This window comes from Streptomyces sp. NPDC003300, assembly GCF_040610915.1.
Classification (GTDB): Bacteria; Actinomycetota; Actinomycetes; order Streptomycetales; family Streptomycetaceae; genus Actinacidiphila.
Genome location: NZ_JBEXNE010000010.1, coordinates 96,046 through 114,744, shown reverse-complemented (window position 1 = coordinate 114,744; position 18,699 = coordinate 96,046). Strand labels below are relative to the sequence as shown.

Annotated in this window: 15 protein-coding genes; 4 read left to right on the top strand and 11 right to left on the bottom strand. The window is 71.5% G+C overall.

Features of this window, described 5'->3' with window-relative positions; all coding sequences use genetic code 11:
- Positions 1-21 precede the first annotated feature (21 nt).
- A complete protein-coding gene (locus ABZX65_RS17200) occupies positions 22-846 on the top strand; it encodes a phosphotransferase (protein ID WP_355339822.1) in 825 nt (274 codons plus the stop codon).
- 50 nt (positions 847-896) lie between these two features.
- On the opposite strand, the gene ABZX65_RS17195 is transcribed toward ABZX65_RS17200, so the two are convergent.
- Positions 897-3,083, bottom strand: coding sequence for an MMPL family transporter (locus tag ABZX65_RS17195; RefSeq protein WP_355339819.1), 2,187 nt, complete (start codon positions 3,081-3,083; stop codon positions 897-899).
- A 336-nt stretch (positions 3,084-3,419) separates the two neighbouring features.
- Here ABZX65_RS17195 and ABZX65_RS17190 point away from each other — a divergent pair, with 336 nt between their 5' ends.
- The gene (locus ABZX65_RS17190) at positions 3,420-3,998 is read left to right on the top strand and encodes a TetR family transcriptional regulator (RefSeq protein WP_355339816.1); all 579 of its coding nucleotides are present in this window, start codon (positions 3,420-3,422) and stop codon (positions 3,996-3,998) included.
- A 119-nt stretch (positions 3,999-4,117) separates the two neighbouring features.
- Here the strand turns inward: ABZX65_RS17190 and ABZX65_RS17185 are convergent, their stop codons facing one another.
- The 8 genes from ABZX65_RS17185 to ABZX65_RS17150 all read right to left on the bottom strand — a co-directional run bounded on the left by ABZX65_RS17185 (position 4,118) and on the right by ABZX65_RS17150 (position 14,899).
- Positions 4,118-4,879, bottom strand: a complete 762-nt coding sequence (locus ABZX65_RS17185; protein WP_355339813.1) for a spermidine synthase — start codon at positions 4,877-4,879, stop codon at positions 4,118-4,120.
- A gap of 141 nt (positions 4,880-5,020) precedes the next feature.
- Positions 5,021-5,878 (bottom strand): NAD(P)-dependent oxidoreductase, encoded by an 858-nt coding sequence (locus ABZX65_RS17180; protein WP_355339810.1) that lies wholly within the window; start codon positions 5,876-5,878, stop codon positions 5,021-5,023.
- An 11-nt stretch (positions 5,879-5,889) separates the two neighbouring features.
- Positions 5,890-8,115, bottom strand: coding sequence for an FAD-dependent oxidoreductase (locus ABZX65_RS17175; RefSeq protein WP_355339807.1), 2,226 nt, complete (start codon positions 8,113-8,115; stop codon positions 5,890-5,892).
- Between the two features lie 38 nt (positions 8,116-8,153).
- Positions 8,154-10,451: a hypothetical protein gene (locus ABZX65_RS17170; protein ID WP_355339804.1), complete on the bottom strand. Its 2,298-nt coding sequence runs from the start codon at positions 10,449-10,451 to the stop codon at positions 8,154-8,156.
- Between the two features lie 63 nt (positions 10,452-10,514).
- Positions 10,515-11,405: a carbohydrate ABC transporter permease gene (locus ABZX65_RS17165; protein ID WP_355339801.1), complete on the bottom strand. Its 891-nt coding sequence runs from the start codon at positions 11,403-11,405 to the stop codon at positions 10,515-10,517.
- Complete coding sequence (locus tag ABZX65_RS17160; protein ID WP_355339798.1) at positions 11,402-12,352, bottom strand: sugar ABC transporter permease; 951 nt, start codon at positions 12,350-12,352, stop codon at positions 11,402-11,404. Before ABZX65_RS17160 ends, ABZX65_RS17165 begins: the two co-directional genes overlap by 4 nt.
- Positions 12,353-12,358: 6 nt before the next feature.
- Positions 12,359-13,762, bottom strand: a complete 1,404-nt coding sequence (locus ABZX65_RS17155; RefSeq protein ID WP_355339795.1) for an extracellular solute-binding protein — start codon at positions 13,760-13,762, stop codon at positions 12,359-12,361.
- A 129-nt stretch (positions 13,763-13,891) separates the two neighbouring features.
- Positions 13,892-14,899, bottom strand: coding sequence for a LacI family DNA-binding transcriptional regulator (locus ABZX65_RS17150; protein WP_355339792.1), 1,008 nt, complete (start codon positions 14,897-14,899; stop codon positions 13,892-13,894).
- 251 nt (positions 14,900-15,150) lie between these two features.
- Between ABZX65_RS17150 and ABZX65_RS17145 the strand changes: the two genes are divergently transcribed.
- Positions 15,151-16,293, top strand: coding sequence for a mandelate racemase/muconate lactonizing enzyme family protein (locus ABZX65_RS17145; RefSeq protein WP_355339789.1), 1,143 nt, complete (start codon positions 15,151-15,153; stop codon positions 16,291-16,293).
- Positions 16,294-16,330: 37 nt separating this feature from the next.
- Here the strand turns inward: ABZX65_RS17145 and ABZX65_RS17140 are convergent, their stop codons facing one another.
- Positions 16,331-16,969, bottom strand: coding sequence for an NAD(P)-binding domain-containing protein (locus ABZX65_RS17140; protein WP_355339787.1), 639 nt, complete (start codon positions 16,967-16,969; stop codon positions 16,331-16,333).
- A gap of 196 nt (positions 16,970-17,165) precedes the next feature.
- On the opposite strand from ABZX65_RS17140, the gene ABZX65_RS17135 reads away from it, so the two are divergent.
- Positions 17,166-17,624 (top strand): helix-turn-helix domain-containing protein, encoded by a 459-nt coding sequence (locus tag ABZX65_RS17135; protein ID WP_355339784.1) that lies wholly within the window; start codon positions 17,166-17,168, stop codon positions 17,622-17,624.
- 83 nt (positions 17,625-17,707) lie between these two features.
- On the opposite strand, the gene ABZX65_RS17130 is transcribed toward ABZX65_RS17135, so the two are convergent.
- The gene (locus ABZX65_RS17130; RefSeq protein WP_355339781.1) at positions 17,708-18,682 is read right to left on the bottom strand and encodes an aldo/keto reductase; all 975 of its coding nucleotides are present in this window, start codon (positions 18,680-18,682) and stop codon (positions 17,708-17,710) included.
- Positions 18,683-18,699: the final 17 nt, after the last annotated feature.

Sequence of the window (18,699 nt, the reverse complement as noted above, 5' to 3'; positions counted from 1 at the left end):
CCTTTCGTCGGAGGTGCCCGGATGCCACGTACCGAATGGGACGCGCTGCCGTCCGCCGTACGGGTAGCGGTGGGTGGGTACGTGGGGGCGGTGACGGGTTGGGTGCCGGTGGCGGAGGGGCTGACGTGCCAGACCGCCGCCGTACTGGCCACCGCGGACGGGCGGGTGTTCGTCAAGGGCGTTCCGGTCTCGGACACGGACGGGGTTGTCGGCCAGGACTGGGAAGTCGCGGCGAACCCGCTGGTCGCCGGGGTGGCACCGTTGTTGCTGGCCCGGGTGACGGTCGCCGGGTGGGATGTGCTGGTATTCGAGTACATCGACGGTCGGCACGCCGACCTCACCCCGGGCTCCGCCGACACGGCACTGGTCGCGCGGGCGCTGGCGCGTATGCAGGAGGTGACCGCGGACGGCTTGGCGCCGCGGTTGGGTGACCGCTACGCGCACGTTCTGTCGGATGACGAGCAACTGCTGCTGGCCGGGGACGCGTTGCTGCACACGGATACCAATCCCCACAATCTGCTGATCGGCGCGCGCGGCGCGCGCGTCGTGGACTGGGCCATGGTCGCTTCAGGGCCCGCCTGGGTGGACGTGGCGCTCACCGCGGTGCGGTTGATGGAAGCCGGTTGGCCGGACGAGGCCGCTGTGGCCTGGGCCGAGCGGTTCCCGTCCTGGCGGAGCGCCGACCCCGTGGCCGTGGCCGCGCTCGTCGCGGGCGTCTGCCGGGACTGGGAAGCACGTCTCGGACCCGACGCCGCGCGGCCGAGCAACTTGCGGTATCAGGCGCTGCTCGGCACTGCGGCGGGAACGCGGGCTCGGCGTTCCGCTCGGGACGACGGTGGGGGGTGAGCCCGCCGTCGGCTCGGTCTGAACCGCGGAGCGGCCGGGGTCAGGGCGGGTCAGGTCAGGCGGCCGGATTTCAGTTCGTGTTCGAGGCGTTGGCCCTCGATGTCGGGGTCGGGGATGTATGTGGAGAACCACTGGGGGTGGTACCAGACCTTGGAGCGGACGATGGCGAGGACGGCGGGGACGAGGGTGAGGCGGACGACGAAGGCGTCGAGGAAGACGCCGGCGGCGAAGCTGAAGCCGATGGCCTTGATGGTGGGGTCGTCGGTGAACATGAAGGCGACGAAGATGAAGAACATGATGAGGGCCGCGGCGGTGACGACGCGGGCGGACAGGCCGGTGCCGCGCTGCACGGCCCGGCGGGCGTCGCCGTTCTTCGTGTACTCCTCCTTGATGCGGGAGACGACGAAGACCTCGTAGTCGCTGGACAGGCCGAAGATGATGGCCAGCATGATGATCGGCAGGAAGCTGATCGTCTCGGTCGGCGTGATGCCGAAGATCCGCTGGCCCCAGCCCCATTGGAAGGTCGCCACCTGGGCGCCGAGGGCCGCGGCCATCGACAGCAGGAAGCCGAGGATGGACTTGATCGGCACCAGGATGGTGCGGAAGGCGAAGGTCAGCAGGATGAAGGCCAGGCCGACCACGACGATCAGGAAGACCGGCAGCGCGCTGGACAGTTTGGCCGAGACGTCGATGTTGGAGGCCGTGGTGCCACCGACGAGGATGTCGGTGCCGGTCTGACCTTCGAGCTGCTGCCGGTCGTCGCGCAGGGTGTGCACGAGGTCGGCGGTGGCGGGGTCGTTCGGCCCGGTCTTGGGGATCACGCGGATCAGTGAGACCCCGTTCTTGGAGGCCAGCGGCGTCACCTTGACGACGCCCGGCACCTTGGTGAGCCGCGCCGCGATGGCCGCGGTGTCCGCCGGGCTGCTGGTGTTCTGCGCGACGATCAGCAGCGCGCCGTTGAAACCGGCGCCGAAGCCCTCGGTGGTGAGGTCGTACGCCTTGCGCTGGGTGGTGCTCTTCGGCTGGGAGGCGCTGCTGGGCAGGCCGAGCCGGATATCGAGGGCGGGGATGGCCAGCACGCCGAGCAGGGCGACGCCGCCGATGAGTACGAGGATGCGGTGGCGTACGACGAAGCGGGCCCAGCGGGCGCCGTTGGGGCTGTCCGGGTCGGCGGCCGAACGGCGGGCGACCCGCTCCGCGCGGGCGCCGAGCCAGGGCAGCCGGGTGAAAGTGGCGACCTTGGTCCCGGCGAAGCCGAGCATCGCGGGCAGCAGGGTCAGCGCGATGAGCAGCGCGACGGCGACCGAGGCGGCGGCGGCCAGACCCATGACGGTGAGGAACGGGATGCCGACGACGGTGAGCCCGCACAGCGCGATGATCACGGTGAGCGCGGCGAAGACGACGGAGCTGCCCGCCGTGCCCATGGCCAGCGGCACGGACTCCTCGGGCGTCATGCCGTTGAGCAGGTTCGTACGGTGCCGGGACAGGATGAACAGGCCGTAGTCGATGCCGCAGGAGAGCCCGAGCATCAGCGCGACGGTGGTGGAGGCCGAGGCGATGGTGACCACGGACGCGACGGCCGTGATGGCCATCAGCGTGGTGACGACGCCGATGATCGCGCCCAGGATCGGCATGCCCGCCGCGGCGAACGCCCCGAAGGTGATCATCAGGATGAAGAAGGCGACGATCAGGCCGATGAGTTCGGGCAGCTCGGAGATCACCTGCCGCCAGCCCGGATAGACGCTGCCGTTGTACTCGACCTGGACGCCGTCCGCCCGTACGGGCTTCATCGCGTCGTTGAACAGGTCGAGGTTGGCGTCCTTGACGTCGGTGGCCGCCGCCGACCACTGCACCTGGCCGAGCGCGATCTTGTCGTCCTGCGAGACGAGCTTGCCCTGGAACGGGTCGACGACGTTGGAGACCTGAGGGACCGTCCGCAGCTTGGTCATGGCCGACTCGATCACCTTCATGGTGGCCGGGTCGGTGACCTTCCTGCTGCCCTGGGTCGTCGCGAAGACGATCGTGCTCTGGCCGCCGCTGAAGGCGGGCAGCTTGGCGGACAGGACGTCGGACGCGTTCTGCGCCTCGGTGCCGGGGATCGTGAAGTTGTCGTTGGTCTTCCCGCCGCTGATCTGGGCGGCGGCGATGGCGACCACGGCCGCCACCAGCCACAACGCCAGGACCAGCCGTCGGCGCCGGAAGGCGAGCCGGGCGAGTCGGTACAAATAGCTTGACATGGGTACATATCTCCACGGCCGGTTCGGGTAGCGCACGCCGAGCCTGACGTTAAGCATTCACTAGCCGCAGGTCAAGTAAATCGCTTGCCAACGTATGGTGAGTCGCTGGACATCGGCAGGTGAGTCACTAGTCTTTGGCTGGCGAGTGACCGGGCCTCGGCCGGTGATCCGGCACGCCCGCGACCCAGCACCCGGCCGGTGAGACGGGCCGCCCACGACCGGCCCGCGACCGGCCCGCGAGGGGCCCGTGACCCGCCGGACGACCGGCTTCCGGGCCCCCGGCGGCTTGTATGCTGCGGTGCGGTCCTCGCGGCCCACGAAGGAGGAGCAAGAACCATGCCGACGCCTGCCAAGGGCATGTCCACCCGTGCGGCGCAGGCCGAGCAGACCAGGCAGCAGATCCTGGACACCGCCCAGCGGCTCTTCCTCGAACTCGGCTACAACGCCACCTCGCTCCAGATGATCGCCGACGAGCTGGGCCTGACGAAGGCCGCCGTCTACTACCACTTCCGCGCGAAGGGCGACATCCTGCACGCGGCGATGCAGCCCGGCATGCGCCGGATGGAGACGCTGCTGGACGACGCCGACGCGATGCGCGGCCGGCGGGCGCGCATCGAGCACGTGGTCAACGGCTTCGCCGAATTCCTCGTCACCAACCGGCACTACGCCGTGATGGCCTCCACCGATCCGGACGCGCGGCACACCACCAAGAACCACGAAGAGGTGGCCGCACTGCACCGGCGCGGCCTCACCCTCTTCTACGGCGAGCAGCCGACACCCGCCGAACGCATCGCCTACAGCACCGCCCTCCTCGCCCCGGAGACCCTGCCGCTCCTCGCCGACCTCTCCGACGAGGAGCTGGGGGAAGCGCTACGGACGACGATGCTGCGGATTCTGCGGGTGCCGAGGGCGTAGCGCCCGCACGTCGGTCCGCGCAGGTGCGCGAGCCGGAGTTCCAGGACCGTGTGGTCGCCGAGACCCGCGCTTTCCTGACCACGGCGCCCGCCTGACGGTCCGTCAGCACGGCGCCAACGTCAGGACGCCGTGCGCGCCACGTAGATCGTGTTGGTCGCCTCGCCGTCCTGGAGCGGGTTGGGGAAGGTGACGACGTGGGCCTCGGCCGTGGCGAAGGTCTCGCGGAGGGTGGCGGTGAAGGGGTCGTCCGGCGGGTCGTTGGACCACAGGGCGAACACGCCGCCGGGGTGGAGGTGGGCGGCCAGCCGCCGCAGGCCGTCCGGGCGGTAGAGGGCGGCGTGCCGGGGGTGGAGGACGTGGGCGGGCGAGTGGTCGACGTCCAGGAGCACGGCGTGGAAGCGGCGGCCGGGCGTCTCGGGGTCGAGCCCGTCGGCGTCGGCGGCCAGGGCGAAGAAGTCGCCGTGCACGAAGCGGCAGCGCGGGTCGGCCGTCAACTCCGCGCCCAGCGGCACCAGATGCTCCCGGTGCCAGCCGATCACCTCGGCGAGCGCGTCGATGACGACCAGCGACCGTACGCGCGCGTCCTCCAGCGCCGCGCGCGCGGTGTAGCCGAGGCCGAGTCCGCCGACGGCGACATCCGCGTACGAGTCCCCTCCATCGTCCCCGTCCCCGTCCCCATCCCCGTCCCCGTCCGGGAGTTCGGCCAGGCCGAGCCGGGACAGCGCGATCTCACCGGCGGTGAACAGGCTCGACATCAGGAACTCGTCGCCGAGTTTGACCTCGTGCACGTCCTCGCCGGTCGCCACGTCCCGCCGTCGCCGCAGGCTGATCTCGCCCATCGGCGTCGGACGCCAGTCGATCTCCTCGAAGCGACGGCTCACGTGCTTTTCCTCCGGCCCGACGGCAGCGTTGTACGGGCCAAGGTAGCGGCCCGCGCGGCCTCCGCTTCACCAGCCGTCAACCGCCAGCCCGACCGCGCGGCCGACCGGGCGCCGTCCGGCCGGTGTCCGCCCGGTGTCACCTCACCCGTCGATCAGGCGTTCCGCCGTGAACCCGAACAGCCGCCGCGCCGCCGCCGTGTCGACCGGTGCCGTACGGCCGGGCAGCGGACGCAGTACGCGGGTCGTCGGGTGGAAGCGGCGCATCAACTCCTCGGTGGGGAAGGGCACCAGGATCTCGGGCGCGCACACGTGCACGACATGCGCGCCGGGTTGCGTCACCCGCAGGGCCAGCAGCGCGGCCCGCGCCGCGTCGCCGACCTCCAGATACGTCCACAAGTCCCGCGCGCCGTACGCCGGTTGCTCGGTGACCAGCGCCGCGTGCGCCCGCAGCCGCTCCTCGAAGCCGCCGACGTACGGGTAGCGCAGGCAGACCACGCTCATGGCGTGCCGACGCGCCATCATGGCGGCGGTCACCTCGTCCACCTGCTTGGACAGCCCGTACGGGTCCTCGACCTGGCCGGGCATGGCGGCGTCCACGGGGACGTACGGCGGGTGCGGGGCCGGGTCGCCGGTCCAGGGCAGTCCCGTGACCCCCCACGAACTGGCCAGTGCCACGTGCCGCACCCCGGCCCGCCCGGCCTCCTCCAGTACGGAGAAGGTGGCGAGCGTGTTGCCGCTGAACACCTCCTGCGGCGTGTTGCGTTCGGGCGTCGGGATCGCCGCCAGGTGGACGACCGCGTCGGCGCCGTCCAGGGACCTGCGGACGGTCTCCGGGTCGGCCGCGTCGCCGGTCACGACCAGCCGCGCGCCGAGCCGGCCCAGGTCGCCGGGGTCGTCGAGGACCAGCGCGTTCGCCTCGACGCCGCGCTCGGCGAGCAGCGCGAGGACCGCCCGCCCGATCCGCCCGGCCGCCCCGGTGACCAGCACCCTTGTGACCACCGCCAACTCCCTTACCTGTAGGCCCGTACGGCGACGACGTGCGCGGACGCGGCGCCGTTGGTCGCCTCGACGACGATCCGTACCGCGCGGGCGGTGACCGGCTCCTCCAGGACGTGGACCCGGCGGCGGCGCCGGTTGGCCGTCACGCGGTCCAGCACCCGCCAGTCGGCCCCGGCCGCGTCGCGCACCTCCACCCGATAGTCCCGTACCAGCGTCGGGAGCGTGTCGAAGGGGGTCCTGTGGTGGTGCAGATTGATCAGGTCCTCGTTGACGTCGTCGTCCGCGACGACCTCGATCCGGCGCAGCGCGACCGGCTCGTCCCACGCCAACTCCAGCCATTCCGGCGCGCCTTCGCGCACCGGCTCCGAGACCCACAGGTGCGGGCCCGCGTACGGCCGGGCGTATCCGTCGACCGCCTTGGCGGGCGCGAACGCGGCCGTCTCCCCCGCCCGCAGGCAGAAGGTCCGCCGCAGCAGGCCGGAGTCCGTCCACTCGCGCAGCGGCTGCGGCGACTCGTCCTGCGGTCGCAGCGGCACCCGCGTGAAGCACAGCACGCCGGGCGTCGGCCGGTCGGCGACGCGCAGCGCGAGCGCCGGGTCGGCGCGGACGACGACGAAGGCGTTGCGCGGGGTGTCCGGCGCCCACTCCAGGCCGGTCTTGACCCACTGGCCGCGCCCTGCGGCGACCGGGACCGACACCGAGCCGACCAGGCGGCGCGGCACATAGTTCTGCCCCAGCTCCGGGTCGTACAGCTCGACGGTCAGCACGGTGTCGCGCTCGGCGTCCAGCAGCAGTTCGAGGCCGGTGAGCGCGGGGTCGGCCGGGAGGACGAGGCCCGCGTCGGCGGTCAGCGGCCAGGTGGCGCCGGAGGTCTCGACGGTCAGGTCCGCCAGGGTGCTGGACGCCGTCGCCGTCGCCCGCAGCGCCAGGTCGTCCGGGTCGTCGGAGGCCAGCCCGATCACCGAGGCGTCCTCGCGGAGCAACGCCCGGTGCAGTGACGCCACTTCCAGCTCGCGCGGGGAGATCCCGGCGTCCGCGCACAGCGCCGCCGCCGTGCCCGCCGCCTGCCCGATCGTCGCGCAGGTGGCCATCACCCGCGTCGAGCCGAAGGCCACGTGGCTGGCGGAGATGTTCCGCCCGGCGAAGAGCAGATTGGCGGTGTTCACCGAGTACAGGCTGCGGTACGGGATGTGGTAAATGCCGTCCGCGTAGCGCTGTTTGGCGCCCGCCTCGGTGGCGTACATGCCCTGCGGCGGGTGCAGGTCGATGGACCAGCCGCCGAAGGCGACGCGGTCGGCGAATTCGGTCTGGCCGAGGATGTCGCCCTGGTGGAGGACGTAGTCGCCGAGGAAGCGCCGGTATTCGCGCTTGCCGGGCAGCGAGCCGACCCACTCCAGCGTCATCGTCTCGGCGTCGAACTCGCCGGAGTTCTTGATGTGGTCCCAGATGCCGTAGATGACCGACCACAGCTCGTCGCGGATGCGCTCGTTGTCGTGGACGGTGTCCAGTTCGCCGCCGAACTCGATCCACCAGTACGCGCAGCCGTTGTCGCCCGCCTTGATGATGCGGCGCTGCGGGATGGACGTCGTGGTGATGTCCTTGGCGAAGTCCGGCGGCACGTACGTGACGGGGCGGCCGGCGTCCTTGGTGTAGAACAGCAGCGTCGAGCCGAGCGTGATGTCGTCGGCGGTCTCGGGCGCCCACGGCTCGTCGTACTCCGCGCGCGCCTCGCGGCCGATGCGGTGCCTGGCCCCGGCCAGGTAGCCGATCAGGCCGTCGCCCGTGCAGTCGAGGAACACCTCGCTCTCGAAGCGGACGCGCCGCTCGGAGCCCATGGTCCAGCCGGTCAGCGCGGTGATCCGGCGCGCGTCGTCGGGACCCTCGGCGTCGACCTCGCGCACATCGGTGTTGAGGTACAGCGTGATGTTGGGCTCGGCGCGCACGGCGTCGAGCACCACGGTGTCCCAGTAGTACGGGTTCCCGTCCGGGTTGCGGTACTGGTTCTCGACGAACAGCTCGCCCATGATGCCGCCCTCGCGGGCGTGGTGGTTCTTGCCGTGCCCGGTGGCACCGCAGACCCACACGCGGACCTCGCTGCTCGAATTGCCGCCGAGCACCGGCCTGTTGTTGACCAGCGCCACGGTCCGGCCCAGCCGGGCGGCGGCGACGGCCGCGCAGACCCCGGCCAGGCCGCCGCCGACGACGGTGATGTCGTGCCGTGCGGTGTCGTTCCTCATGACGTCCTCATGACTCTTCTCGGCCCCTCATGACGTGCTTACTTCCAGTCGGGGTTGGCGGCGAGGCCGTAGTAGACGCGCGGCGCTCCGTCCAGGGTGAGCGTGACCTTCCCGCCGGCCGCGTTCAACGTCCGCTCCTCGCCGACGCAGTTGAGTTCCCGCACCGTCCCGGCCACGGTCCCGGAGTGCGCGACGACCTGCGTCTTCGTCGGCCACGGGTCGGTCCACGGCTCGGGCGAGGCGTACCAGGAGTCGGCGCCGTGGTCGGCGTTGAGGACGTAGCCGTCCTTGCGGGTCCACAGGATCGACACCGGGCCCGAGGGCGTGGTGAACAGCAGCCCCTTCACGTCCGCGTCGGCGAAGACCAACGGCCGTACGTACGTGGCCTGGTCGAGGACGCGCGCGGCTGTCGCGTACGCCAGCAGCGACGGCTTGGCGCTGGTGTCGCGGTGCATCATGCCGCAGTGGAACTCGACGTTGTCCGGGTCGGCCTCCTGCGGGTGGTGGATCGTCGAGTCGTGCAACTGGTACCAGTTGACGCCGCGCACGCCCTCGGACTTGGCCAGCGCCAGGCTGAGCAGCACGTTCTCGGCGGCGTGCCGGTAGGTGTCCTGCCACCAGGAGTTGGGCTTGGTGGGGGCGTACGCCTCGGACATCCACAGCTCCTTCGGCCCGTACTCGGCGATGATCTCCTTGGCCTTGCGCAGCGCGCCGAGGAAGTTCCAGTAGGTGCCGGTGGTGCCCTCCACCCAGTCGTCGGGCGAAGGGGCGTAGTCGGGGGTGAAGTTGCCGCGCCCCGGGTGGAAGGCGAAGGCGTCGATGAGGTCCCAGCCGCCCGCCTGCTGGAACTTCTCGGTCCACACGTAGTCCATGCCGCCGAGGCCCGCGTTCATGACCTTCATCGTGGAACCGGCCGCCGCCAGCCGGTCGGTGACCTGCTTCAGCCCGTCGCTGATGTACGCCTCGACGCCCCGGCCCTCCATCCAGGGGGCGTTCACCTCGTTGCCGACCTCGAAGTACTCCGCGGCGGCGGCGGTCGCCTTCGCGGTGTTGGTGTCGGCCCAGGCGGCGATCTGGTCCGCGCTGCCGCCGATCGGGATACCGCTCAGCTCCACGTTGTGGTGGATGCCGTGGGCGTCGAGGGTCGCGGTGTCGATGCCGGGCGCGCCCGCGTAGGCGATCCTGATCCGCTTCACGCCGATCAGCTTCAGCAGCGCCAGCACGTCGGCCTGGCTCGGCTTGAGCAGCCAGGGGTAGTTGGCGAGGCCGAACATCGACTCGCCGCCCGCCTGGTAGGCGAAGTCGGGCAGCACCGACAGGTTGGTCCTGGCGAGCGCGGAGTCGGCGCCGCTCACGGCGCTGACCTCGGTGAAGACGATGCCGTGCGCGGGGGCGGCGACCGGGAAGGAGGCGTCCCAGGCGGTGCCCGCGGCGACGGTCTGCGAGACGGTGCCGCCCGCGATCTGCGTGCCCGCGAAGTCCCGCGCCCACCACGTCACGGTGACCGGCTTGGCCGCCGAACCGCCGTTGACCACCTGCGCCTTGAGCGTCATCGTCTGCCCGGCGGTCTTGTAGAGGTTGAACGGCTGGTCGGTCCACACCTCCACGCCCAGCGGCCTGCCCGCCGCCAGCACCCCGGCGCCGCGCGGGCGCAGCCCGCCGAGGACGAAGTCCACCGTCGTGGCGGCGGTGTCCGTGCCCGTAGCGGCGCCGGGGGTGTGCAGCCAAGTGGCCGTCGTATAGGTGGAGTTGCTGGCGGCCAGGCAGAAGGAGCCCCGGGTGTCGGACCAAGTCTCGGTGTACGCGGCGCCCGCGTTGACCTCGTACGGGATGCCGCCGCGCGGGTCCTTCGTCCAGGTGGTCAGCGCCTCGTACGACTCGGCCGCGCTCGGCGTCTGGACGGTGCGGGCGACCATGAAGCCGGTGGGCGTCAGGGTGGTGGAGCCGCCGACCTCCCAGGACATGTGGGCCTTGTGCGCGGTGACGTCGAAGGTGCCGCGCACCGTGACGCCGGACGCGCCGCTGCCCATGGTGTACGTGATCCGCACGGCGCTACGGCCGTCGGGCAGCGTGACCTGCGTCGGCGTGCCGCCGTAGGTGCGCTGCTGGCCGAGGACGCTGTCCTTGATCATGAAGTGGCTGATCAGGACGCGGGCGGTGCCCGAGCCGTCGCTGATCAGGACGCTGCCGTCGCTCTGGCCGACGAGCGTGATGCCGTCGGCGGAGACGGTGACCGCGCCCGCGGCGTGCGCGGTCTGGGCGGCGACGGCCGGGAGCAGCGCGGCCCCGGTGGCGACGGCCGTGCCCTGGAGGAATGTGCGGCGTGCGACTGGCATGGAGGTGCCTCTCTCTTGTCCCGAAGAGAAGGTGCGTGGATGAAGCGGGGGGTGCGGGCGTACTCAGCCCTTGACGCCGGTGAAGCCGAGCCCGGCGACGATGTACTTCTGGCCGACGGCGAAGAACAGGATCGGCGGCGCGACGGCGAGCACCATGGCCGCGATGAGCTGGTCCTGCGGTGCCTGGGTGGCGAGTTGGGCGAGGGCGACGCTGATCGGCTGCTTCTCCGGATCGGTGAGCGCGACCAGCGGCCAGATGAAGTCCTTCCAACTGTGCATGACCGCGAGGAGGCTGATCACGGCGAGCACCGGCCTGCTCATCGGCAGCACGATCCTGGTGAGCAGTTGCCAGGTGTTCGCCCCGTCGACCCGTGCCGCGTCGAAGAGTTCCTTCGGCAGCGCGTCGAAGAACTGCTTGGCGAGCAGCACCGTGAAGCCGTTGGTCCCGGCGGGCAGCCAGATCGCCCAGTACGTGTCGCCGAGGTTGAGGTGCAGCAGCGGCAGGTCGATGACGGTCATGAAGAGGCTGACCATGTTCACCGTGTACGGCACGAACATCGTGGCCAGGATCGCGCCGTAGACGGCCTTGCCGAAGCGCGGCTTGAGGACCGACAGCGCGAAGCCCGCCGTCGCGGAGACGAAGAGCTGCACGAACCACGATCCGCCGACCACCAGGAAGGTGTTCATCAGATAGCGGCCGACGCTCAGGTCGGTGTACGCGGTGGCGAAGTTGCCCGGCCGCGGCCGGTCGGGCCACAACGCCAGCGGGTGGTTGGTGAGTTCGGTGGGCGCGGACACCGCGCCCTTGACCATCCAGTACAGCGGTCCGATGCCGATGAGCAGCAGCAGGATCAGTGTCAGCGCCTGGACGGAGCGGACGGCCGCCCGTACGCCGGGCCGCCGCCGGTCGTGGGCGGAGACGAAGGTGGTGAGGGATTCGCTCAGCAGGGTCATGACGTGCTCCAGCCGCGGGTGGCGCGCAGATACACCCCGGACAGCAGGCCCAGCGCGAGCACCATCAGGAAGGAGAGCGCGGCGGCCTGGCCGTACTCGCCGTTCTGGAAGGCGTAGCGGAAGATCAGCAGCAGTACGGTCAGCGTCGCGTTGTCGGGGCCGCCGCCGGTGAAGACGTACGGCTCGGTGAAGACCTGCACGGTGTTGATGAGCTGGACCAGCAGCAACAGGCCGATGACCGAGCGCAGTTGGGGCAGCATGATGTGCCAGATCCGGCGCCAGACGCCCGCGCCGTCCACCTCGGCGGCCTCGTACAGCTCGCCGGGGATGCCGACCATCGCGGCCAGGTAGATCAGCACGGCGCCGCCCATCCCGGCCCAGGTGGCCTCCAGGACCAGCGAGAGCATCGCGGTGTCGGAGGACTCCAGCCAGGTGTACGGGCCGAGGCCGACCTTGCCGAGCGCGGTGTTGAACAGGCCGCTGCCCGGGTCGTAGAACCACTTCCACAGCAGGATCGCGACCACGGGCGGGATGACGACCGGCAGATAGACCAGGAAGCGGTACACCCCCGCGCCGCGCCGTACCGTCGACATCACCGCGGCCAGGATCAGCGGCGCGGGGAACCCGATCAGCAGACCGAGGCCGACGAAGAACAGGGTGTTGCCGACGGCGGTGCCGAGCAGCGGATCGTCGAAGACCGCGCGGAAGTTGTCGAAGCCGACCCAGACGGCGGGATCGACGAGATTGGTCCGCTGGAAGCTCAGCAGCAGGCTGCGGACGATCGGCCACCAGGCGAAGAGCCCGAAGACCAGCACGGCCGGGAGCAGGAACAGCCAGGCCGTGATCTGCTTGCGCGCGGCGGTCCCGCCGCGGCGGCGGCCCGCGCTCCCCTTGGCGGGGGCGACGGGTGAGGGCGCGGCGCGCCGGGAGTGGGTGAGCAGGCTCATGAACGGCTACTTCTGGGTGGACTGGTCGGTGGCGAGCTTGGCGTTGACGTCCTTCTCCGCCTTCGCGAGCAGCGCGTCGACGTCCGCGCCGCGGTCGGTGAGCACCGCCTGCACGACCGGGTCGAGCGCGGTGTACAGCGTCTGCGCCTCGTACGGCGGCTCGGGCTTGAGGTCGAGCTTGCCCAGCCCCTGGGTGTACGGCGCGAAGTTGTCGAGCTCGACGTTCACGTACGGCTTGATCGCCGCGTTGATCTCGGTCTGCCGCGCGGTGTCGAAGACCGGCAACGTCGGTACGCCGACCGCCGACTTGGGGTCGGCCGCCAGCGCCTTGGCCTGGCCCGCGGCGGCTTCGGTGCTGTACTGCGGCTCGGCGTAGGCGAAGGTCAGCCACTTCACGGCGGCCGCCGCGTGCTTGGTGTCGGCGGACTTCGGCACCATGTAGATGTCGCCGCCGGTCAGGGTCGCGTTGCCGCCGGACTGCGGCATCGAGGCGACGCCGAAGTCGTCGGTGTTCTCCATGCCGAACTGCGTCTTGGCCAGCCGGTAGGTGCCGGGGCTGCCCATGAACATCCCGACCTGTCCGGCCGCGAACTGCTTGATGACGTCGTTCTGGTTGTTCAGCAGATTCCGGCCGAGCGATTTGTCGCTCCAGCGCATGTCCTTGAGCAGGCCGAGCGCCTTCTTCGTGGCCTCGCCGGTGAGGGTCGCGGTGTACGTGTCGCCCTGCCGCTGTTCGAGGTCGCCGCCGAACGCGTAGGAGAGCATGGCGAGTTGCCAGCCGCCCTGGTTGTCCTTGGACTCCTGGACGAAGCCCGCCCTGCCGGTCTTCGCGGCGATCGCCTTGGCGTCGGCGCGGACCTCGTCCCACGTCGTGGGCGGCTTGTCGGGGTCGAGCCCGGCGGCCTTGAACAGCGCGCGGTTGTAGACCAGGCCCTGGGCGTAAGGATTCTGCGGGACGCCGTAGACCTGGCCCGCGCTGTCGCTCAGCGGCTTGAGGACCTGCGGGTTGAACTCCTTGAAGTGGTCCCAGGACTGGAGCTGGCCGCTGATCGACTGCACCTGCTTCTGCTGGATCAGCCGCTGCGGCTCGGTGAGCGGGACCTTGATGACGTCCTCGACGTTGCCGCCGGCGAGCTTGGCGGAGAAGGTCAGCGGGTCGAAGACGGTGGTGGAGCCCTTGACCTTGATGCCGGGGTTGGCCTTCTCGAAGTCGGCGACCTGCTGCTTGAAGAGGGTCAGCGCGGCCTTGTCGGTGGCGGGCGGCATGCCCTGGACGCGGAGGGTGAGGTCGCCGCCGCCGTCGCCGCCGCCGGACTTGCTCGGGGTGACGGCGGAACAGGCCGTGAGGGCCACGGACACGGCTATGGCGGTGCAGCCGAGCAGGGCCGCATTACGGGATTGTCTGGACATTTCGTCTCCACGGAGGGCAGGGTGAGGTCGGTGCGGGGTGCCTTGCTGTGAATGGGGGGACGCGGTTCCCGGGGCGGGTCGCGCCGATGTGCGCCGTGGCGGCCGGTGGGCGCGGGTACGGCGGGTGACTCAGCGGCCCGGCGCGGGCCCGGTGGAGGCGCGGGGGACCAGCCGGGAGCCGATCTCCACGAAGGGGGTGGCCCGCGGGTCGGCGGGCGCGTCGGCACGCGCCGCGCCGTGGCCCGCGATCGTCTCCAGGAGCAGGTCGGCCGCCCGGGTGGCGACCTCCTCCGGGTCGATCCTGATGGTGGTGAGGCTGGGGGTGGAGACGGACGCGAGCAGGGTGTCGTCGATGCCGATGACGCTGACGTCGCCCGGCACGCTCACGCCGAGGCTCGCCATCTGGTGCAGGACGCCGAGGGCGACGAGGTCGTTGTGGGCGAGCACGGCCGTCGCGCCGTGCGCGGCGACCAGCGTGGCGGCCAGCACGCCGGTCTCGAACCGCGGCTCGTAGGGCCCGAGTTCGACGAAGGAGACGTCCTGCGCCTCGAAGGACTCGTGGATGGACTTGCCGCGGCTCAGCTCGTCCCGTGAGGCGTTGATGAACACGCACCGGCGGTGGCCGTAGGCGCGCAGGTGCTCCACGGCCTGCGCGATCCCGGCCGACAGCGAGATCCGTACCTCGGGGATGCCGGGCACATGGCGGTTGACGACCACCAGCGGCATCTGGTCGGCCAGTTCGCCCAGCCGGTCCTCGGTGAGCGTGGACGCCCACAGCACCAGGCCGTCGACCCGCTTGGAGACCGCCGCGATCGTCTCCAGCTCGTCGGCCTCGCGCTCGTCGCTGTCGGCGACCAGCACGGTGTAGCCGAGCCGCCGGGCGCGGGCCTGCATCGCCTTGACGATCGGCGGGAAGAACGGGTTGGCGATGTCGGGGATGATCAGCCCGAGCGTGCCCGTGCCGCCGCCGCGCAGGCTGCGCGCCGCCGGGTTCGGCGCGTAACCGAGCTTCGCCGCGGCCTCCAGGATGCGCTGCCGGGTCTTCGGCTGCACCTGGTCGGGCGCCGTGAAGGCGCGGGAGACCGTCGACACCGATACGCCCGCGGCGCTCGCCACCTCCCGGATCGTGATTGCCACGGACCGCCTCCTCGCCTCGCTGCTGCCGGATGCCGTGGATCCTTGCGAACGTTCCCGGAGGTGTCAAGAGTGTTACCGCAATGAAAATCTCCAGTGCAGCAGGGTCTTGCGGATCAGGGCGGTCCTTGCGGATGATGCGTTCTCAGCAAGCATGATGAAGTTGCGGGAACGTTTTCATAGCGGCTCACCGGCCGCGGACGGCGCCGCGCACAGTGCCTCACTCGCGGGGGCCTCACTCACGGAGGAGCGGGATGAAGATCACCGGCCTGGAAGTGCTGACCCTCCCCGACCACGGCGACAGCATGATGCTGGTGGTGGTCGACACCGACGAGGGCATCCACGGCCTGGGCGAGGTCGGCATCAGATCCCGGCAGCGGGCGGTCGCGGGCGGCCTCGAACACCTCGCGGAGCTGATCGTCGGCGAGGACCCGCGGCGCATAGAGCACCTGTGGCAGGTGATGTTCCGCCGCGGCTTCTTCCCCGCCGACCGCATCATCGGCGCCGCCATCGCCGCCGTGGACGTCGCCCTGTGGGACATCCGCGGCAAGGCGCTCGGCGTGCCGGTGCACGACCTGCTCGGCGGACGCGTACGGGACTGGGTCCCGGCGTACGTGCACGTCGGCGACGACTACCACGACCGCGAGCGATTCCTCGACCGCTGCCGGGAGTTGGTCGCCGAGGGCTGGCGGCATGTGCGCTTCTCCGCGCCGCACGACGTGGACGACGTCCTCGACGCCCGGCGCTGCCTGCGCGATTCGGTGAGCCTGTTCCACGCGGTGCGGGACGCGCTCGGCGACGAGATCGAGCTGATCCTGGACGTGCACACCCGGCTCGACCCGCCGGAGGCGGTCACCCTGTGCCGCGAGATCGAGGCGGCCCGCCCGTACTTCGTCGAGGACCCGCTGCGCAGCGAGAACCCCGAGAGCTACCGGATGCTGCGCGCGCGGACCGGCGTACCGCTGGCGGCGGGCGAACAGTACGGCTCCAAATGGGAGTTCAGGACCCTGATCGAGGAGGAGCTGATCGACTACGCGCGCGTCGACATCGGGGTGGCGGCCGGGCTGACCGAGGCGAAGAAGATCGCCGCGATGGCGGAGACCCACCACATCAAGCTCGCCACCCACAATCCGCTGGGCCCGGTCACCGCCGCGTCCTCGCTCCAACTCAACCTGGCCTGCCCGAATGTGGCGATCCAGGAACACCAGACGGACCCCGAGCCCGCCATCGCCGCGCTCTTTCCCACCCGCCCGGCCATCTCCCCCGGCCGCGTCACCCCGACCGACGCGCCGGGCCTCGGCGTCACCCTCGACCGCGACGCCGCCCGCGCCCACCGCGCCACGACGACCGAGCGGCCCCATCTGCGCACGCCGGACGGTGCCTTCACCAACTGGTAGGCGGATCAGGGCACTTCGGACGCGGATTCGGCGGGCGTTACGCGACCGGGGACGGGACGACCGGGACGGCCGCGTTGGGGTCGTGGCCCGCGAAGGCCAGGGTGATGACGAAGCCCGCGACCTCCTCGACCTGGCGGGCGCGGTCCAGTCCGCCGAGGACGGCCGGGGTCGCGGCCACGTCCCGGACGAGGCGGGCGACCACGTCCAGCGCGGCCGGGTCGTCGCCGCAGATCGGGACGGTGACGGTGGGCCCGACGGGGTCGGTCCACTGGGTGGAGGGGAAGAGGTGGAACGCCTTGACCACATGGGCGCCGGGGGCGCGGGCGGCGACGCGCCCGGCCATGGACTCGGCGGGTCCCGTGAGCAGGACTCCGGCGCCGTGCGCCACCGCGTTCGTGGGGTCGATCAGCGGCGTCCCGGCCAGCAGTCCCTCGGTCGCGCCCGCCGCGCCCAGCATGTCCTCCGCGCCGTCCCAGGCGACGGCGAGCAGCACCGCGTCCCGCCCGCTGACGGCCGTCCGGGGCGCGACGGCCCGCGTGCCGCGGCCCAGCGCCTCGGCGAGCGCCGCCGCCTTGGCCGTCGAGCGCCCCGCGACCACCACCTCGTGCCCGGCGCGCAGCCAGCCCTCGCCCAGCGCCCGCGCCAGCGTTCCCGTACCGAGAATCCCGATCCGCATCCTTCGCTCCCTCGACCGTGCCCCTGTGCCGTGGCCCGCGCCGCGCCCGTGGCCTGTGCCGTGACCAGCGCCTTGACCCGCGCTGCGACCAGTCCCCGCCCGGCGCCGTGACCAGCGGCGATCGTCTGACGGATACGGTAGGGAAGCCGATACGCACCGGCCGGTGCGCGAGGGACGGACCATGATGGGTGGCGCGATGAGCCCTCACGAGAGCCCCGACGAGACGCGCGAAAGCCCCGGCGCGCACTGCTACGAACGGGTCGCCGACTGCCGGCTGCGCGCGGCCACCGACCTGTTCGCCCACACCTGGGACCCGGTCGTGCTCGCGGCGCTGCGCACGGGCCCGCGCCGCCGCCGCGCGCTGCGCGCCGCGATCGGCGGGATCAGCGACAAGGTCCTGACCGAGACGCTGCACCGGCTGCTCGGGAACGGCCTGGTGGGCCGCCGGGCCTACGCGGAGGCGCCGCCGCGCGTCGAGTACGGGCTGACCGCGCTGGGCGAGAGCCTGGTCGACGGCCCGATGCGGGCGCTCGGCCGCTGGGCCCTCGACCACGGCGACGAACTCCTCGACGCCCAGGAGGCGGCGCAAACGGCGGCGCATGCAGCGGCGCATACGGCGGCGCGCGAAGCGGCGCGGGGCGCCGAGGAGTGGTGAGCAGTCGGTGAGCGGTGATGAGCGGTGTGTCGCGGTGGCTCGCCGGGGTTCACGGTGGCTCGCCGTGGTGAGGCGACAGCCCGCTACGACGCGTAGAAGTTCCGCTGCCAGCGGTGCTTGGCGAGGATCGCGAGCTGCTCGTCGGTCAGCGGCGTCCCGTCGCTGACCGCGGTGTTGCGCTCGACATTGCGCACCGACCGCATGCCGGGGATGACGGTGGAGACGGCCGGCGCGCTGAGGACGTAGCGCAGGGCGGTCTCGGCGATGGCGTCGGGGGCGATGCCCAGGTCGTCCACGATCGCCCGGACGCGCTGCTCGACCTGGGCCGGGCGGTCGCCGCGGAAGTAGCGGTTGCGGAAGTCGCCCTCGGGGAAGGTCGTACCGGCCGTGACCGCGCCGGTCAGACCGCCCTCGTCGAGCGCGACGCGGACGATCACGCCGACGCCGTGCTCCTGGCAGGCGGGCAGCAGCGACTCGGCGGGCGTCTGCTCGAAGATGTTGTAGATGACCTGGACGGTGTCCACGACACCGCTGCGGACCAGCGCCAGCGAGTTGTCCGTCTCGTGGTCGTTGATCGAGACGCCGAACAGCCGGATCTTGCCCTGCTGCTTGAGGTCGGCGACGGTCTCCAGCCAGTCGCCCCTGCCGACCCACTCGTCCCGCCAGACGTGGAACTGGAGCACGTCGAAGTGGTCGAGGCCGCTGGCGCGCAGGCTGGTCTCCAGGCTGGCGCGGATGTGCTCGCCGGAGAACGCCTCTTCCGCGGTCACCCCGGCGGACGCGGGCCATGTGCCGTTGCCCGGCGGGACCTTGGTGGCGACCAGGATCTCGTCACCGGCCGCCGCCCGCTCGCGGACGACCCGGCCGACGATGCGCTCGCTCTCGCCGTAGCCGCGGGCGGTGTCGATGAGGTTCACGCCGAGGTCGACGGCCCGGTGCAGGGCGCGCACCGACTCGTCCTCGGTCGCGCCCACCCACGCCCCCTCGCCGATGCCCCAGGCGCCGTAGCCGATCTCCGACACGGACAGGCCGCTGCGGCCCAGTTCGCGGTAACGCACAGACTTCCTCTTCTCGG

Bases quoted from the DNA above. Each gene is read 5' to 3' on its own strand.
- ABZX65_RS17200 (WP_355339822.1), top strand. From the start codon at position 22: ATGCCACGTACCGAATGGGACGCGCTGCCGTCCGCCGTACGGGTAGCG.
- ABZX65_RS17195 (WP_355339819.1), bottom strand. From the start codon at position 3,083: ATGTCAAGCTATTTGTACCGACTCGCCCGGCTCGCCTTCCGGCGCCGA.
- ABZX65_RS17190 (WP_355339816.1), top strand. From the start codon at position 3,420: ATGCCGACGCCTGCCAAGGGCATGTCCACCCGTGCGGCGCAGGCCGAG.
- ABZX65_RS17175 (WP_355339807.1), bottom strand. From the start codon at position 8,115: ATGAGGAACGACACCGCACGGCACGACATCACCGTCGTCGGCGGCGGC.
- ABZX65_RS17170 (WP_355339804.1), bottom strand. From the start codon at position 10,451: ATGCCAGTCGCACGCCGCACATTCCTCCAGGGCACGGCCGTCGCCACC.
- ABZX65_RS17165 (WP_355339801.1), bottom strand. From the start codon at position 11,405: ATGACCCTGCTGAGCGAATCCCTCACCACCTTCGTCTCCGCCCACGAC.
- ABZX65_RS17160 (WP_355339798.1), bottom strand. From the start codon at position 12,352: ATGAGCCTGCTCACCCACTCCCGGCGCGCCGCGCCCTCACCCGTCGCC.
- ABZX65_RS17155 (WP_355339795.1), bottom strand. From the start codon at position 13,762: ATGTCCAGACAATCCCGTAATGCGGCCCTGCTCGGCTGCACCGCCATA.
- ABZX65_RS17145 (WP_355339789.1), top strand. From the start codon at position 15,151: ATGAAGATCACCGGCCTGGAAGTGCTGACCCTCCCCGACCACGGCGAC.
- ABZX65_RS17140 (WP_355339787.1), bottom strand. From the start codon at position 16,969: ATGCGGATCGGGATTCTCGGTACGGGAACGCTGGCGCGGGCGCTGGGC.
- ABZX65_RS17135 (WP_355339784.1), top strand. From the start codon at position 17,166: ATGAGCCCTCACGAGAGCCCCGACGAGACGCGCGAAAGCCCCGGCGCG.